At 33.7% G+C, this 17,264-nt stretch carries 15 protein-coding genes and 1 rRNA gene; 6 read left to right on the forward strand and 10 right to left on the reverse strand.

Annotation, left to right across the window (positions count from 1 at the left end; genetic code table 11):
• Positions 1–319: 319 nt before the first annotated feature.
• The 4 genes from FLACOL7796_RS01885 to FLACOL7796_RS01900 are packed head-to-tail and all read right to left on the reverse strand — an operon-like array spanning position 320 to position 3,149.
• Positions 320–1,747: a cryptochrome/deoxyribodipyrimidine photo-lyase family protein gene (locus tag FLACOL7796_RS01885; protein ID WP_173969153.1), complete on the reverse strand. Its 1,428-nt coding sequence runs from the start codon at positions 1,745–1,747 to the stop codon at positions 320–322.
• The gene (locus FLACOL7796_RS01890; protein ID WP_232067268.1) at positions 1,744–2,394 is read right to left on the reverse strand and encodes a flavin reductase family protein; all 651 of its coding nucleotides are present in this window, start codon (positions 2,392–2,394) and stop codon (positions 1,744–1,746) included. Before FLACOL7796_RS01890 ends, FLACOL7796_RS01885 begins: the two co-directional genes overlap by 4 nt.
• 23 nt (positions 2,395–2,417) lie before the next feature.
• Positions 2,418–2,828, reverse strand: coding sequence for a DUF2452 domain-containing protein (locus tag FLACOL7796_RS01895; RefSeq protein WP_317168309.1), 411 nt, complete (start codon positions 2,826–2,828; stop codon positions 2,418–2,420).
• Positions 2,829–2,843: 15 nt separating this feature from the next.
• Positions 2,844–3,149, reverse strand: a complete 306-nt coding sequence (locus FLACOL7796_RS01900; RefSeq protein ID WP_173969154.1) for a TIGR03643 family protein — start codon at positions 3,147–3,149, stop codon at positions 2,844–2,846.
• 521 nt (positions 3,150–3,670) lie between these two features.
• Here FLACOL7796_RS01900 and FLACOL7796_RS01905 point away from each other — a divergent pair.
• Together FLACOL7796_RS01905 and FLACOL7796_RS01910 are read left to right on the forward strand one after the other, a co-directional pair.
• Complete coding sequence (locus FLACOL7796_RS01905) at positions 3,671–5,188, forward strand: amidohydrolase family protein (RefSeq protein WP_173969155.1); 1,518 nt, start codon at positions 3,671–3,673, stop codon at positions 5,186–5,188.
• Positions 5,189–5,570: 382 nt separating this feature from the next.
• Positions 5,571–6,839, forward strand: a complete 1,269-nt coding sequence (locus FLACOL7796_RS01910; RefSeq protein ID WP_173969156.1) for a TCR/Tet family MFS transporter — start codon at positions 5,571–5,573, stop codon at positions 6,837–6,839.
• A gap of 282 nt (positions 6,840–7,121) precedes the next feature.
• Here FLACOL7796_RS01910 and FLACOL7796_RS01915 read toward each other — a convergent pair whose 3' ends face one another.
• Both FLACOL7796_RS01915 and rrf read right to left on the reverse strand, forming a co-directional pair.
• Positions 7,122–7,412 carry a hypothetical protein gene (locus FLACOL7796_RS01915; RefSeq protein ID WP_173969157.1) on the reverse strand — a complete coding sequence of 97 codons (291 nt, stop codon included), beginning with the start codon at positions 7,410–7,412 and terminating at the stop codon, positions 7,122–7,124.
• A 215-nt stretch (positions 7,413–7,627) separates the two neighbouring features.
• Positions 7,628–7,737, reverse strand: a 5S ribosomal RNA gene (gene rrf / locus FLACOL7796_RS01920).
• Between the two features lie 244 nt (positions 7,738–7,981).
• On the opposite strand from rrf, the gene FLACOL7796_RS01925 reads away from it, so the two are divergent.
• From FLACOL7796_RS01925 to FLACOL7796_RS01940, 4 genes are all read left to right on the forward strand, one after another.
• Positions 7,982–8,881: a toprim domain-containing protein gene (locus FLACOL7796_RS01925; protein ID WP_173969158.1), complete on the forward strand. Its 900-nt coding sequence runs from the start codon at positions 7,982–7,984 to the stop codon at positions 8,879–8,881.
• Between the two features lie 80 nt (positions 8,882–8,961).
• The gene (mobC, locus tag FLACOL7796_RS01930) at positions 8,962–10,944 is read left to right on the forward strand and encodes a conjugal transfer protein MobC (protein WP_173969159.1); all 1,983 of its coding nucleotides are present in this window, start codon (positions 8,962–8,964) and stop codon (positions 10,942–10,944) included.
• Positions 10,945–10,966: 22 nt separating this feature from the next.
• The gene (locus FLACOL7796_RS01935) at positions 10,967–11,365 is read left to right on the forward strand and encodes a hypothetical protein (protein ID WP_173969160.1); all 399 of its coding nucleotides are present in this window, start codon (positions 10,967–10,969) and stop codon (positions 11,363–11,365) included.
• Positions 11,350–12,456, forward strand: coding sequence for a relaxase/mobilization nuclease domain-containing protein (locus tag FLACOL7796_RS01940; protein WP_173969161.1), 1,107 nt, complete (start codon positions 11,350–11,352; stop codon positions 12,454–12,456). Before FLACOL7796_RS01935 ends, FLACOL7796_RS01940 begins: the two co-directional genes overlap by 16 nt.
• A 177-nt stretch (positions 12,457–12,633) precedes the next feature.
• Here the strand turns inward: FLACOL7796_RS01940 and FLACOL7796_RS01945 are convergent, their stop codons facing one another.
• The 4 genes from FLACOL7796_RS01945 to FLACOL7796_RS01960 all read right to left on the reverse strand — a co-directional run bounded on the left by FLACOL7796_RS01945 (position 12,634) and on the right by FLACOL7796_RS01960 (position 16,908).
• Entirely contained in the window at positions 12,634–13,080 is a 447-nt protein-coding gene (locus FLACOL7796_RS01945; protein ID WP_173969162.1) for a hypothetical protein, read from the reverse strand.
• 176 nt (positions 13,081–13,256) lie between these two features.
• A complete protein-coding gene (locus FLACOL7796_RS01950; RefSeq protein ID WP_173969163.1) occupies positions 13,257–13,799 on the reverse strand; it encodes a YcxB family protein in 543 nt (180 codons plus the stop codon).
• 241 nt (positions 13,800–14,040) lie between these two features.
• Entirely contained in the window at positions 14,041–15,978 is a 1,938-nt protein-coding gene (locus FLACOL7796_RS01955) for an OmpA family protein (RefSeq protein WP_173969164.1), read from the reverse strand.
• A 12-nt stretch (positions 15,979–15,990) separates the two neighbouring features.
• Positions 15,991–16,908, reverse strand: coding sequence for a PorP/SprF family type IX secretion system membrane protein (locus tag FLACOL7796_RS01960; protein WP_173969165.1), 918 nt, complete (start codon positions 16,906–16,908; stop codon positions 15,991–15,993).
• Positions 16,909–17,264 lie beyond the last annotated feature (356 nt).

Genomic DNA, 17,264 nt, shown 5'->3' on the forward strand with positions numbered 1-17,264 from the left:
GCTTACGTCGGGCAAAAGTTTTAGATGCATTACTAACTGGGAGATATTCAAGGTTTGCTTATTTTAAAATCCATTACAGCTACAAGCATTCTAACTAGTAAGCCACTAATTAAGTATAAGCAGCAAAAGCTTTCTAAATGGATCAACAGTCTTTTGGGCTTTTTTAATTGTAGTACACATCATTACCTTTGTTGAAGAATTACGTCCTAGATAAAAATCATTTCTATATTGCTTTTGCATGTACCAGTGGACTATTTTACTTCATTGCCGATTTTTCCTGTTTTTTTTCTCCATGCCAATAGTCTTTGGCAGTTTTTTTTTAACTACTTACATTTTTTTGTTTATTTCTAAAACTCCATACAATATCACTGGCCTGTTTTCTAGTTTCTTCTATGTCCACTATAGGCCCTGGATAATCTTTACCTATTTCACATTTGTAAAACTGTTGCTCAATGAGATTTAATTTCCAGGGTTCATGAATTAATTCTAGTGGAATATCAGCTAGTTCAGGAAGCCATTTTTTTATAAAAACACCTTCTGGATCGTGTTGGATTGAATTCTTTACAGGATTATAAATTCTAATGGTATTGCCTGTTGTTGTACCGGCCTGCATCTGAATCTGTGGATAATGAATTCCGGGTTCATAATCTAAAAACTGTCTTGCCAGAAAATGAAGTTCTCTCCAGTCCTGCCAGAGATTAAAAGTGAAAAAGGAAACCAGCATGGCGCGCATCCTAAAATTGATATAACCTGTTTGAACTAAACATCGCATGCAGGCATCAATAATAGGAACCCCGGTTTTTCCTTCCTGCCAGGCTTTTATATAGGTTTCGTTTTTGGGTTTTAATAAGGAATCGTAATCTTTGTTTATATTTTCAAATTCAATTTGACAGTCACTTTCAAATTTTTGTATAAAATGGCAATGCCAGTGTAGTCTGGAAACAAAATTAAGCATGGCTCTTTTGTTGGGAGATGTTTCATAAAACTCATTGGTATATTGATACACCATTCGCATACTGATATTTCCGTAAGTTAAATAAGGAGATAACCGGCTGCAGCCTTTTCGGCTTAAATCGGGTTTGGAAATATGTTTGCTGTAATTTAGGTGTCTTTCTTTTGCAAAGCTTTCTAAATATCGCCAGGCCCAATATTCGCCACCTTGTTGAAAATTTTTATTTCTCTGTGTAATTTCATTAGAAAGTACTTTTCCTTTTAGTTTTTGATAAAAATCAAGATCTAAATTTTCAAATTTAAAAGCATTCAATTCAATCATTTTAGGAATTGCGCGCATTGTTTGCTCCCAGCGCTTATCCCAATCTTGTTTTGATCGCAGCTTTCTAATTACACCATGCAACTGGGATTGTTTCCATCGAATGTTATGATCATCAAAAAAAGATTGCATGGCAATATCGCGGTCAAAAGTGATCTTATTGCCAACTTCCTGATGCGAAAACACTGTTTGAACATCATAAAGATTGTACAGGTACTCAAAAACAGTCTGAACTTCGTTATGAAAATAATAGATCTTTGCAGCCAATGGCTCTAATTTAGACTGCATCTCTTCTAAGGATTCATAGATAAAGCGCCAGTGACGTACATCAGAATCAGCATAAGCCATTACTGATGGCTCAAAAAAATAAACCAAAAGAACAGGAATGTTTTGCTGTTGCGCCAGAAAAAGCGGTTCGTGATCTGTAAAACGCAGATCACGTTTGAACCATATAATATTTATCTTCTTTTTGTTCAACTCTTCAGTAATGATGTAATTTCCTTATCGGGTTTTGCATAACTTAACCTGTCTAATTGTATGGTTTTATGATAGCTGTCCAAACCCGAACACGTGAGGGTACCTGCTTTTTCCAAATTAACAAAACCATCTTCACTCAAACAGTCCTCGGGAATAAAAATCTCGACTATTTCCCCGATAATCATAGTGGTATTATTGATTGAGATATCTATTTTTTCTTTAAATTCAATGCCTAATTGTATGCTGCTCTCCAGTACAAAAGGAGCTGGAAAGTTATTTTTATATTCCGCCCTGAGCCCTGCAGCATCAAATTCTGAGATTTCTCTGCTATATCTGGCTGATGTCTGATGTGCTTTCTTGTACATCACCTCGTTGATATGATTAATAGTAAAGAATCCTGTATCTATAATATTTCTCATAGTGTCACGCTCTGGCGGACTTGGGCGAAAAATCATCCCTATTAATGGAGGATTAGCGCCAATATGAAAAAAAGAACTAAAAATGGATAAATTGGTGTTTCCCCGGCTATCAGAAGTTCCTGCCAATGCCACACTTTTAAAACCGCCTAAACTATTAATTAAGTGCACGGTAGTCTGCTTTTCCATTTTTTGCAGATCACTGGTGTTAAAATTTATTTTGTTTTCCACTATCTTGAAGTTTTATTAAAAAATCAATTTTTTAAATCAATGAGAATCCATTTTTTATCACTGTTAAGTCTAAAAGTACCAACATATTCCTTATTCCATTCTTTGGGTCCTATTAGTGAGAGAAAATTAGAATCGTCTGTGTCTTTGTATAAGTGATATATTTCACCAACAATGGGTTCAAAAGAAAATCTGGCATTGTATACCAATTCATTCCACTGGAATTCCTGGATTAAGTCCTGGTATTGCATTTTTAGTTCATTGAATTTACTTTCAAATTCTTTGTTTACCTTATTTATGCCCATGTTTTTCCAGCCTGCTAAGTCATCTGTTTTTATTACCGGTGCGCCAAGACTTGTAGCATATGGCAATAGCCGTACATTATAACCGTGCTCGTTAGAAAATACGACATTATCGGGTTTATCTTTTTTTATCATATTGAAATATTTTTTTTAACGCTTGGAAATTTTATTATTTGAAACTGCTCTTTGCCTGGTGCATTTAAACCTGTCAATTCCTTGGGTTCTCCTCACGGCGTGTTTTGTTTTACAATTTTCAACGCGAATGCGCCATAATTTATAACTGCTGAATTTTAGCTCTTTTTTCATTAAAGCTTTCACATCGGCTTCAGATAAATTAAATTGAAATTTTATCGCATCAAAAGGTGTTCGGTCTTCCCATGCCATTTCTATAATTCTATCGATCTGAATTTCATTCAATACACCATTATCGATTTTTACAATAATTGACTTTATCATATATTTTGTTTAACAGTTGTCAGATAAGATTAAACAAAAGTAGTGCTTTTATAGTTAAGAGAGAATTGATAATAGATTAAATCTGAAACCAATAGATGTAATATTAAAAGATGGTAAGAAATTCTATTTTATCAATTGATAAAAAATTAAGGCCACAATTCTATATTCGAAGAATTCCAGCTTATAAGTACTTAAAAGGGATAAAAAATATTTGATTTTCAAGTAAATAGGCTCATGTAAATGAATTAATGGAAAAACTTCTAATACCAAAGCTAAAGAAGAAATTTTCTGCTATGAATAGTCCCTGGGAAACAAACTATATATTAATGCTTTTTTTAGAGAAGAATTTATCAGGCCCATCGCACGATTAGATCACCTGTTGCTAAAAATTATAAGCCGGTCTGATTGTCTATATATTTTTCATACCTAAAATGATACATTTCGTACCTAATGCTTGATTATACGCTGAATTCAGATGTTTTTAAATTTATTTTGCCTGCTGAATCTAAATTAAATACTTTATGAAAAAACTATGGTTTTCAAGATTGCTAAAAGTTACACTAATATTGTTTGCTACTTTTATCGGTGCTTTTATATGGGCAGATAATGAATTAAATAAAGTCTTGGGTAAGTCCACAAAAGTTATAAATATTTCTTCCATACTCAGCCCCTGTAAAACAACTCAAATAAAAAACGTTAATATCCTTTCTGAGGACTGCAGCTATTTTCTAAAAAATCAAGATGTAACGATAAAAAACGGCCTTATCACTCAAGTAGGAGAAAATCAACTACGGGATAGCACAGCTACAATTATTGATGGTACAAATAAGTTTCTGATTCCCGGTCTTGTTGATAGTCATGTTCATTTAAAAGAAAGTAAAAATGATTTGTTCTTATATCTGCTTAATGGTGTTACCTATGTTAGAGAAATGGCCGGTAGTCCTTTGATTTTAGAATGGAGAAAATCAATACAGAAAAAGGGGATTGGACCCAGAATGTTTGTTGCATCTCCTTCCATATTTAGCGAGAGTGGATTAGCCGGTTATTATTATTCCTGGACAAGACAGGCCATTAATTATTCAAATGCAAATACTGCTGAAAAAGCAATATCGGAGATAAGTGAACAGGGCTACGATGCGGTTAAAATGTATGGTTTTGTAAATGCAGAAATGTTCAAAACAACTATAGCGATTGCCAAGAAGCATAATATTAAAGTTATTGGTCACATACCCTTAGTCAACTTAGAAACTTTTTATCAATCAGGTCAGGGTGAGGTCGCGCATATTGAAGAAATAACGATAAAAACTATTGATGAATTTGGAAAATCAATATCTAAAAACCCGCAAGAGTACCTTAAATTTTTAAAAATGCATTCAGATCAAATTGCAAAAAGACTCAAAGAAAATAAAATTAGTGTTACATCAACGCTTTGGTTAGCTGAGAGTTTTCCCAAGCAAAGGTTTGCTTTAAAATCCAAGCTCCAAGATATAAAACTACAATATGTAAACCCAAAAATTATGGAAGGAACCATACTTTATAAACTGGGATGGCTGCCCGGTACAAATGGATATGAATATGACGGGGAAAATACTTATGCCGCCAAGAAATTATCACAGACCTTTTGGAATACCTATGTCCAGGCAATTCATATAATGATAAAAGCATTAGTGGATCATAAAGTTACCATTATGGCTGGAACAGATAGTAATGTAGCAAGTGTTGTGCCCGGATTTTCACTTCATGATGAATTAGAATCTTTGTCTAAAGCTGGGATGACTAACTCGCAAGTCCTATATTCAGCAACTGTTGCACCGGGTAATTGGATGAAAAGTAATACAGGGAAAATAAAAATAGGATATCATTCTGATTTAGTGCTATTGGCAGGAAATCCATTAGAAGATATCAAAAATACGAAGACAATCCAATATGTGTTTTTTGATCAATACACAATCAATAAAATTCAAATTAAAACTATTTTAAAAGCTATAGAAGATGCAAATAATGAAAACAGAAATATAAAAATTGACCAATATTTATAATTTACAAAAGATCACTTAAGATCTTTGAAAACTGATATGTCGCGTTTAATTTATTACATATTGTGCTATGCAATCTATTAAATAATCGTATCCCGATTCTATTAATCCAACTATGGTAAATGATATCAAATTGCCACCTGCCCCATTAATAAGCTCATAGTTAATAGGTATGTTTTTAAATAAGAAAAATAAACCCACTGTCTTTGTTAATCTTTTATCCAAATTAGCTATCTGATGGATAGTTCTTCTTTTTATTTTCAAAGGCACGATGATATTACTCTAATACTTAGAGCATGACTCTTATCAAATTATTCTCTATTTGATTGAAAGTCTAAAAAAAATACTATTTTAGGCATATTAAATTGACAATTATAGCAAATACATGACTTCTAGCAAAAACGCAGCATTACGTTTTATTTTCATTACATTATTATTAGATGTTATTGGTCTGAGTATAGTTGTTCCTGTATTGCCTAGATTAATTGAGCAACTTATTGATGGAAATATTAGTAGGGCTTCACAATGGAGTGGATGGTTGCTTTTTGCCTACGCAATTATGCAATTTATTTGTGCCCCCATAGTGGGTAATTTGAGTGATAAATATGGACGAAGACCAGTTTTGTTATTGTCTTTGTTAGGTTTTGGAATTGATTATATTTTTCTTTGGTTAGCCCCAACAATATGGTGGTTATTTCTGGGCCGAATTATTGCCGGAATGTTCGGAGCAAGTATTACAACTGCCAGTGCTTACATTGCCGATATTAGCACTAATGAGAATAGAGCCAAAAATTTTGGAATGATAGGAGCTGCTTTTGGATTAGGCTATATAATAGGTCCGGTGCTGGGTGGTTTGTTAAGTGAATTAGGGGCAAGGATTCCGTTCATTGCCGCTGCAATTTTAACATTTCTCAATGCAATATATGGCTATTTCACTTTACCTGAATCCTTACCTGTAGAGAATAGACGTCCCTTTGAATGGAAAAGATCCAATCCATTAGGCTCTTTAGTTCAATTAAAAAAGCACAAGAATGTGTCGGGTGGATTAATTATTACCTTTATTTTACTCTATATCGCCGATCATGCCGTGATGAGTACATGGTCTTTTATCAATATTGAAAAATTTGGTTGGAGCAATGCCCTTATAGGGCTCTCCTTAACGGTGGCTGGTATAATGGTTGTTATAGTGCAAGCAGGTTTGATTCGCATCATTAATCCTAAATTAGGAAATGAAAAAAGCATTTTTGCCGGATTGGTTTTATATACCGTATCGCTTTTATTGTTTGCTTTTGCATCTCAAAGCTGGATGATGTTTATTTTTTTAATTCCGTACTGTTTGGGGGGCATAACAGGTCCATCACTACGATCGATTATTTCCAGAAACGTACCTCAAAATCAACAGGGAGAATTACAGGGATCCTTAACCAGCTTAATGAGTGTAACTTCTATAATTGGACCACTTTTGATGACTAATTTATTTACCTGGTTCACCGGTCCTGGCGCCAGAATTCAATTTGCGGGTGCACCTTTTTTACTTGGCGCGGTGCTGATGATGATAAGTGTGTTTATTGCAGTAAATAGTTTTAAAAAAACTATTCCATCAGAGAAGATAATCAGTAACGATATTAGCCTGTTAGATCCAAAGGATATCTAGATTGAGATATTTCCTTTAAACTTATCTAAATTGCAAAAAAAGAAAAGCTCTAGTGGTAGAATTGTATTACAAAGGGAAAAAGAGAACTTTTTCTAATATCTTGTTGGCTCAAATCATCTAATAAAGGAGAAATACTTTGTTCTAGATTCAGTCCGTAGCTTAAAAGCATTTGATCAATTTTACTCTCGACAATATAAAGATAGTTTATACTAAAACAAAATTATACTTCTTCATTATAAAATATCTGCTAGATCAGAAAGCTCCAATTAATCGTCTTATACATTAGTTATAAAAAAACTCACTATTAGCTATAATTAATCCCCTTAGAGTGATAAAACTTTTATCATTGGATGAATCTAAAAATATTAAACCTATATCATTTAATCTTATCAAAGCTTCCAAAACCTGTGCTTGATCTTCTCGTTTCTTAGCAATAAGTTCTCCATTGGAATAAAGATCATTTGAAATACAACTTAGTTTGGCAGTTAAATCTTCCAAACTAAAACTCTTATTATAATTCTGGGCAAGAATATTAAGTATTGTTTCAAATAAATTAAAAGTCTTACTCTGCATACAAAAACTTTTTATTAAAGTTAAAAATAGTACATCAGAATAACAAATATCTAACTCATTTTAAACAAGTTTTAATTTATATTTTTTTTTAAAATATAAGAAACGAAGAATCACAAAAGAAACGTGATCAACCCCGGTAGCTATCGGGGCTCCCAGATCATTTCAATATTTTCGAAAACAAAAAACCTAAATTTTACCAAACGGGGTTTTCAGAAGAAAGACAACGACATACTTTCCACATAACTGCAGTACTATTTTGCGCAAGCGGGCTTAACTACTCTGTTCGAGATGGGAAGAAGTGAGGCCCGCCGCAAGAATCATTTTGTCGTTAGTTACTTTGGCAACTTTTTAATTGTTAATTATCAATTATAATTAGTTTACATACAAAATTTACTATTGCTGTATCACCATATCTTTATTGTTTAACCTATAATATTCTTATTCACTCAGAGATGGGGTGTTACTTATACTGGTAACCTGGTTAAAAAATAATCAGGATTGGAAAAACTATATTGATTTTTTACTTTCGTAAGTGTAAACCTGAATGATGAACTTGATATAATGTGATTATGGATTTCAGTGAAAAAGGTCCTTCTCTTGAAGAAGTAAAGGCAATGGATATGGTATCTTATTTATCAGTCTTAGGGTATGAACCCTCAAAAATATCCAACGATGAATATTGGTACCTCTCACCTTTACGAAATGAAAGGACTGCTTCTTTTAAAATCAACCGAAGTATTAACCGTTGGTATGATCACGGGATGGGAAAAGGAGGTAGTCTCATTGACTTTGGCATGCAATATTTTAACTGCTCCTTTGGAGATTTTTTAATTGGGCATTGCAGAAATATTCCTTTGCAGCATTCCATTATTGCGTTTCGAAATAGTTCAGAAAAAAAACAATCAAAAATTATCATTTTAAAAGAAGAGCCCCTTCAATCTCCTGCACTCCTTCAATATCTAAAGCAAAGAAAAATCTCTCTAAGAATTGCACATGAATATTGCTCAGAGGTAAGTTATGGCATTAATGACCATCGCTATTATGGTATTGGATTTAAAAATGACCTTGGTGGATTTGAGATCCGAAACCCCTATTTTAAAGCCAGTAGCTCTCCTAAAGGAATTACGACTTGCCAAAATAATGATAAAAAAGTGCTGGTCTTTGAAGGATTTATGGACTTTTTATCCTACAAATCCATAAGAGATCAGTTTAGAAACAAAAACGAAAGTTTTCTAGTTCTAAATTCTCTTTCTTTTCTGGAAAAAGCCCGTCCTTTCATGGAAAAACACCAAACGGTAAGCCTTTATTTGGACCGAGATCAACCAGGTAAAAAATTAACGCAAATGGCCCTTAACTGGGGCAATAAATACAAAGATCAAAGTTCGCTCTACAAAGACTACAAAGATGTAAATGAGTGGATTGTTAAATCTAAAACTCATGAAAAACTAGGCCGTGGCTTAAAACCATAAGGAGCTCAAATAATTATTATCTCTTGAGGAGAAATAGTATCATAATTGCAAACCTGTTTTAATCTCTAAAAACTATTGCTATGCAAACCGGAGAAAACGAACAGGCCCTGAGAAAGATACTTGATATGACAAGACTCATAAGTATCCTACTTTTAGGCCTGCATTTTTATTACTATAGTTATAAGGCATTTGTAAATTGGCATCTGGTAAACCAACTGGGTGATAAAATCCTTGCCAATATTACTCTGACAGGGTTATTTGATAACTTTCATCGCTCCAAAACTATAGCTCTTGTCTTTTTGATGATTTCACTTCTGGGAACTAAAGGACGAAAAAATGAAAAACTTACCTTTAAAAGTGCTATTCTCTGGCTTTTATCTGGTTTGCTACTTTTTTTCATGAGCTATTTTTTACTGCTTTTAAAAATAAATATTAACTGCGCGGCAATCATCTACATTAGTATAACGGCAACAGGCTTTATTTTTATTCTAACAGGAGGTACTCTCTTGTCGCGTATTATAATTAAAAGATTTTCTCAAGGAGATATCTTCAACAGTGAAAATGAGACTTTTCCTCAAGAAGAAAGACTCTTGGAAAATGAATATTCAATTAATCTTCCAGCCCAATACTATCTAAAGAAGAGTATTAGAAAGAGCTGGATTAATATTATCAATCCCTTTCGTGGACTCTTGGTACTGGGTACACCCGGTTCAGGTAAATCCTATTTTGTGATACGTCATGTCATTACCCAGCATATCCGAAAAGGTTTTTGCATGTTTATCTATGATTTTAAATTTGACGATCTGACCACCATTGCCTACAATACCTGGCTCAAAACAAAAGCATTATCCTCTCCTGCTACAGCATTCTATAGTATCAATTTCGATGATTTGAGCCGATCACACCGCTGTAATCCGTTAGTTCCTTTAGCCATGACCGATATTACTGATTCGGCGGAATCAGCACGGACAATTCTTCTGGGGCTCAATAGAGAATGGATCAAACGTCAAGGTGACTTTTTTGTAGAATCTCCTATTAACTTTTTAACGGCAATCATTTGGTACCTCAGAAAATACAAAGACGGAGAATTCTGTACCCTGCCTCATGTCATCGAGCTCATGCAGACGGATTATGACGACCTTTTTACCTTGCTTAGAACTGAGAAAGAAATCGAGGTTCTTATTAATCCTTTTATCAATGCCTATCTCAATGATGTGATGGAGCAATTAGAGGGACAAATAGCCTCAGCCAAAGTGGCGATGGCCAGACTTTCCTCGCCCCAACTCTACTATGTTTTGTCAGGAAATGATTTTACTTTGGATATCAATAATCCCCAGGAGCCCAAAATCATTTGTATGGGAAACAATCCGCAGAAAATTCAAATATATGGCGCTGTGCTATCACTTTATGTAAATCGTTTATTAAAACTAGTCAATCAGAAAGGAAAGCAAAAAAGCAGTCTTGTCTTTGATGAATTTCCTACTATTTATCTCAATAACATAGATAATGTTATTGCCACCGCCAGAAGCAATAAAGTGGCGACATGTCTGGGGGTACAGGACTTTAGCCAGCTCAGAAAAGATTATGGACGAGAACAAGCTGATGTAATTATGAACCTGGCCGGAAATATCATAAGCGGGCAGGTCACCGGGGACACAGCCAAACAATTATCAGAGCGATTTGGAAAAATTATGCAGGACCGGGAAAGCTTTTCAATAAACAGCAATGATACCTCTGTCAGCCGCTCAAAACAGTTGGAACTTGCAGTACCCTCTTCTAAAGTATCTTCTTTAAGTTCAGGTAATTTTGTGGGAATGGTAGCAGATGATCCAGATTGCAAAATAGAACTCAAAACATTCCATAGTGAGATTTTAAATGATCATAATGCGCTACAGAAGGAAATCAATAGCTATCAGGACATTCCTATTGTATGCAAATTAAACAATGAAATTGTCCAGCGCAATTATCTTCAAATCAAACAAGACATCCAAAATATAATTCACTACGAAATGGATCGTCTTATTAGTGATCCTGAACTCTCTTATCTGATAGTGAGAAAATAAGTTTAACCTAAAAAAAAGTGCGATGAAAACACAGACTAAAAAATCCGGTAAATATTTTTATGTTTATATAGGACTGCCTTTAGAGAAATATACAAACATGGAACAGGAGTATAAAAAAAGTACCTGTCGTAGCTTGAGTGAATACTTTCGGAACCTACTTACCAACAAACCTGTGACAATTCGCCACAGGAATCAATCCTTAGAAGATTTGATCGAAGAAATAGCATCTCTGAATGATCATATGAACCAAATGAGAACCAATGCATATCACATTTTAGAAAAACTAAAAGATCAACAGCAAATTAATGAATTTACCTCATTATTGACAGGATTTGAAACTTCCATAGGACATCTAAGTGAGAGAATTAATCAAATAAAAATACAAATTGAAAAAATCGTTGAAAAATGGTCACAATCATAAAAATCGGATCCTCAATAAACAGAACCATAAATTATAATGAGAACAAAGTTAAAACAGGTCATGCACAATGTATTGAGGCAGGCAATTACCCTGTTGATCTCAATAAGTTAACCCTGAGCATTAAAAAAAAACGTTTTAATAAAATAACGTCGTTAAACCAGAATATAAAGCGAAATGCGATGCATATCACTTTAAATTTTTCTCCACTTGAGCATCATTCAAAAGAGACTCTTATAGCAATTGCCAATACCTATATGCAGAGAATCGGCTTTGCCAGGCAACCTTATTTAATATATGAACACTACGATGCAGCACACCAGCATCTACATGTCGTGACCACCTATATTAAAAATGATGGTAACAGAATGGCAATTTATAATTTAGCTTTTCGCAAATCTGAACCAGCAAGAGAGCAAATTGAGGAACGCTTTGGGCTGATAAAGGCAAGAGAACAAAAGCCATATAATAAATTTGATTTGAATTCAATTCCCGTAAAAAGAATCAAATATGGAGAAACCGAATCAAAAAAAGCTATAAATATTGTGCTTAATTACATATTGAATCAATACAGTTACACCAATTTTAAAGAACTAAACGCCATTTTATCTCAATACAATCTTACTGCAAATAGAGGTCGTGAAAATTCGAAAACATTTCAAAAGAGAGGATTATTGTATCAAATTTTAAATAAAAACGGAAAACCTATTGGAGTTCCAATTAAGGCCAGTGATCTTGACAATCAACCTACTTTGACTTTTTTAGAAGAAAAATTTAAAAGTAATATGCTAAAAAATGCAGATCAGCAGATCCGAATAAAGAAAATTGTGGATTTGTATTTGTTAAGATCAATCTCCTTAAAACATTTCACTAACACATTACTTAACCATGGTATTATTGTCTTAAAAAAAGACCTATCTAAAGGTGATGAAGAGATAACTTACATAGACTCCAAAACAAAGTGTGCCATCAGTGGCGACATACCCCAAAAATTTATTGAAAAAGAAATAAATCAGGCTATTGACTCACAACTAAGTAAAAAGAAGATAAAGAGCAATCTGAATAATAAAAATATAAAGGTAAAGATCATCTAATTTCTCCCATTTTATCAGTTATTATAAATACAAACAAGCCAATCTGAACGTCAATAGCAATTAATTTCAAGTTTATATTCATATAAAAAAAAGCAGGATATCTTAAAATAAGATTCCTGCTTTTTTTTACTCCAACTACAACTACTTAATTGAAAACCGAATTATAAAAAACCTAACTTACATTAAAAAAAATAACGCTTTATAGAAACTATTAAACTGTGTCGAAATTATATTGGAAGCGGGAAAGCTTATTTGCGGCTTTTCCGGTCTTACCTCTTTACCCTGAAAATATAATTTTAACTCTTTTATAATCTCAAATCTTGTCTTTGAACTGTCTAGTAAAATCAAACTTTTGACTTCCTGTAAAAAAGATAAACTGTCATGAAGCTGCTTATTAAATAAACAAACCAAGACATTCGATCCTTTTTTCTCTAATTGCAAAAATTCTACAAGTTCAGACTTATCATAGACCACAAAAATAGAGCGGTCAAACTCTGTTGATTCATTTTCATTTTGATACAAAAAAGGATTTTCAAAAAAATCAAATTCACTTTTGAACCTTCTTTTAAACATCTTTAAGAAAACTCCTTTATTATCACGCACTAAAATTCTTTCTTTCTCCATCTTTAATTTCTCTAAATGTATCAGAATGTAGCTGGTTTATTTTCAGCAAACTGAACTACAACACTAATAATCAATTACTTTAAATATTTTGGCAAAGATACTTTAGTCAATCCTAACCCAGTGACACAATAAGGTTTAAAACAAACAGATTAAGGTTTTTTTTTAATCATTCAGGACTAAACCTTTGTAACAGGAGTGACATTACTTTGAACAAAAGCAATTAACTCGTCCATTTTTCGGTCATTATTATCTTTATTAGAAATAGAGATAATATAGCGGTTTGTGTCTTTGATATAAAGAAAAAAGAAATCTTTGGTCAGTATCGCTTTTTCAATCTGACTCCATTTATGAACAATTTCTCCCATGGGTGAATGAACGCAAATATTTGAATTGGTGAAACTGAATTTGTATTTTTTGCAAAATCTATCGTGTTTCAGTATTCTTTTAGTGAATTGAAAAATGCCTCTGCTTATTGCATTTACCAATGAATACTGAAATGAAAAAAATAGTATAATCAGCACGAGATTGCGCACCAGCCATATGATATAATCGATATCATCGTTGAGATCGAAAAAATCAAAAAAAACAGCGAAGAGTAAAGCAATTCCCGAAAAAATGATCACCCGGTCTTTGTACAGGTTTTTAAAGTACATTTTATTCAACTTTCGGATCTCGCCTATATTTAACTCAAACTCCAGATCAAAACTAGAAGCATTCATATTGTGGATTTTATTTGTAATTGGATCATTCTAAGTATTACAGTCCATTTATTTTAAAAAAAAACAGCTCTGTAACAACAAATTCAAAATTAATTCAATCACTCTTTTTCCATTTCCTAATAAAGACATTAAAGTATCAAGATAAGGCCAAATTCTAAAATTTACACTATTCAGAGGTAATAAGACCAATATACTCCGCAGCTTTCCCTAAATTGCCATAACTTAATTTAACTTACAAAAACTATAAATTTAAAATAATAAACTCACTTCTTCTGTTCATTTGATGTTCTTCTTCGGTACAAGGTACGCCATCAGAACAACGATTTACAAGTTGTGTTTCTCCGTAACCTTTTCCGGTTAAGCGGTTTTTAGCCACACCGTTTTTAACAAGCCAGTCAATGGTCGATTTGGCTCTTCTGTTCGATAAAGCCTGATTGTAGGCATGTGTAGCCCTGCTATCAGTATGAGAACGAATATCGAGTTTCATTGTTGGGTTGTTATTCAGAACGTCAAGGATTTTCTCTAAATCCAGTGCTGCTTCCATTCTAATGTTGGATTTATCCAGATCGAAATAAATCATTTTTATACCAAAACATTTTCCAAGATCATCACCAATGGTAACCTTACAGGTTGATTTTTCCAAAGCAATCGGAAGACTTGTTTTACCGGTTAGTTTGCCAATAATTACACTTACTTCCCTGGTGGTATATTCTTCTTTTTCAGCCCTAACGTTATAGGTTTTTCCACATTCCACCACAAAACTATAATATCCGTTTGCGTCAGAAATTGTAGTGTTTTTGATGGTGGTTCCTTCATAGAGCGTAACTTTTGTTCTGGCTAAAACAGCGCCTGTTTGCGCATCTGTAATGATTCCGTTTAACTCCTGAATGCATTGCAGTTTTCTGGTTTCCAAAAATTTATAGATATCATCAGATCCTTGTCCGCCATCTTTGTTAGAACTAAAATAACCATGTCTGGAAACCGGATCAATAATATAGGCAAAATCATCTTTTGGAGAATTGATATCACCCCCTACATTCTGAATACTGCTAATGGTTCCGTTGTCTTCAACTTTCCCCACAAAAACATCGAGTCCGCCAAGTCCGGGATGACCGTCTGAGGCAAAATAAATTTCGTTTTCGCTGGTGACATACGGAAAAGTTTCTTTCCCTTCAGTATTAATAGTGTTGCCTAAATTCTGTGGCGGACCATAACTATCTCCATTAATACTTACTTTATAAATATCCGATTGTCCTATTGTTCCGGGCATATCAGAAGCAAAATATAAGGTTTTCTCATCAGGACTCAGCGCAGGATGTCCTACACTATAATTGTCGCTGTTAAAAGGAAGTTCGATAATATTCGTCCATTTTCCATTATTGTCTAATGTGGCTTTGTAGATTTTAATGAGTGTAATTTTCTCTTCATCTTTTCCTTTTTTGCCGTTTACATAATTGTTTCGGGTAAAATAAACCGTTTTTCCGTCTTTGGTGAAAGCCGGAGAAGATTCATGAAACTTGGTATTGATAGAGGTTTTAAACTTATTTACTTTCGCACTAGAGCCCGTTGCAGGATCTACATCGGCAAAATACAAATTGGTAAAATATTCACCCGTCCATTTGTGTTTTCTTTGAGAGAAATTCCCGGTATCCCTGGCCGATGCAAAATAGAGTTTGTTGTCGTAAACAAAGCTTCCGTAATCTGAATATTTGGAATTGATTCCGGCATTTTCAATTGTATAACGTCCTGAATTGGCTTTGATCTCATCAAGATAATTGACATCTTCCTTATATAACTTTCCCCTGTTATCATTTTTGTATTTGGCATTAAACTCTCCCAGAATTTTATTGGCTTTATCCATTTGTCCGGTTGATTTTAAGGATTGTGCATACCTGTAATAATACTCTGGTTCCGGACTTGTATTCATGGCGAATAACTCGCCGTACCATTTGGCAGCGCCATCAAAATTAGAATTAAAGTAATAGGAATTCCCCAGTTTCTTGAACATATCCTCGGATTTGTATCCTTTATCGGCTACGCGCTCATAGGTTTTAATAGCGTCGATATAGGCATAATTGTCGTATTTTTTATCTCCGGCAGCTACCTTGGAATCCTGGGCATAACTGTTAAATGAAAAAACAATTATAAAGGTCAGGCAAAGAAGTATATAACTTTTCATAATCATTTATTTTTAGAAGAAACGAGGAGTTGTCATTCTGCCATTGTTTTTGAAGAATTCATAACGCAGGAATATTTCATGAGATCCTGAATTATAATTGTTCAGGTGAGTGGTTTCACGATCGTAACCATAACCTAAATAAAGTCCGTCTGTGATCTGGAAACCGACCATGGCGCTCAGTGAAGCGCTCCATCTGTAAGCCAGTCCCACTGTAAATCTGTCAACAAACATAAAGTTTGCCGAAATATCAACCTGAAGCGGAGCTCCTTCAACCATTTTAGCCAGCACGGCAGGTTTGAATTTATAATATTGGTATTTATCGAGATTAAAAACATACCCTCCCATTAAATAATAATTGATTTTCTCTTTGTAGATGGCTATGTCGTTGTCATCGTATCTATTGGTTTCAATAAAATTAGGAACCGAAAGTCCTATGTAAGCCTTTTCTGAATGCCAATACACCCCGGCGCCCACATTAGGAGAAAACTTATTATCGAGATCCTGAAACTGTGGATCGCCCTGATCGGCAGGATTTAGTTTGTTGATGTCCAGATTAAATATATTGGCAGTTCCTTTTATACCGAAGGAGAGCTTAAAATCAGCCGAAGTCTGCACAGTATAGGAAATATCTGCTGATATATTATTCTCGTTGGTTGGGCCAATTTTGTCATTTACAAGAGAAAGTCCAACTCCTAAATTGCTGTTATTAATGGGAGTATTAATCGAAAAACTGCTGGTTTCCGGAGCTCCGTCGAGCCCGACCCATTGTGTGCGGTACAATCCAAAAATACTTAAAACACCTCGTGATCCTGCGTAAGCCGGATTGATATTTATAGTGTTGTACATATACTGGGTATATTGAGCATCCTGCTGGGCAGCAATTTTCAATGTAACAAACAATAAAATTGAAAGAAGTAATTTTGTTTTCATACGATATGCATTATCCAATTAAATGAAATTCTATTAACACTCTAAAAATTTTCCTAGGTAATACAGTAAAAAGGACTTTTGCTTAGGCAGTTATATAAAGACAAAGTTTAGTGTGATATTCTTGCTTGTAAATTCATACAATATATCACTTGCATAATTTGGGCTTATTGCAATCTTTAAGAAAAAAAGAAAGTGATTGATTTAAAAAAAGGCTTAAAAAAACTAAATTATTTTCTCTTTATTTAGAGAAAATAATTACCATCACATCACAAATATACTCACTATCAATTTATTAACAAATAAAAAGAGACTTTTTTTAAAAAAACTTTAAATTTTCAAGATATAGTGAATAGCAT

The sequence above is a fragment of the Flavobacterium bizetiae genome (assembly GCF_902804475.1).
Taxonomy (GTDB): domain Bacteria; phylum Bacteroidota; class Bacteroidia; order Flavobacteriales; family Flavobacteriaceae; genus Flavobacterium; species Flavobacterium bizetiae.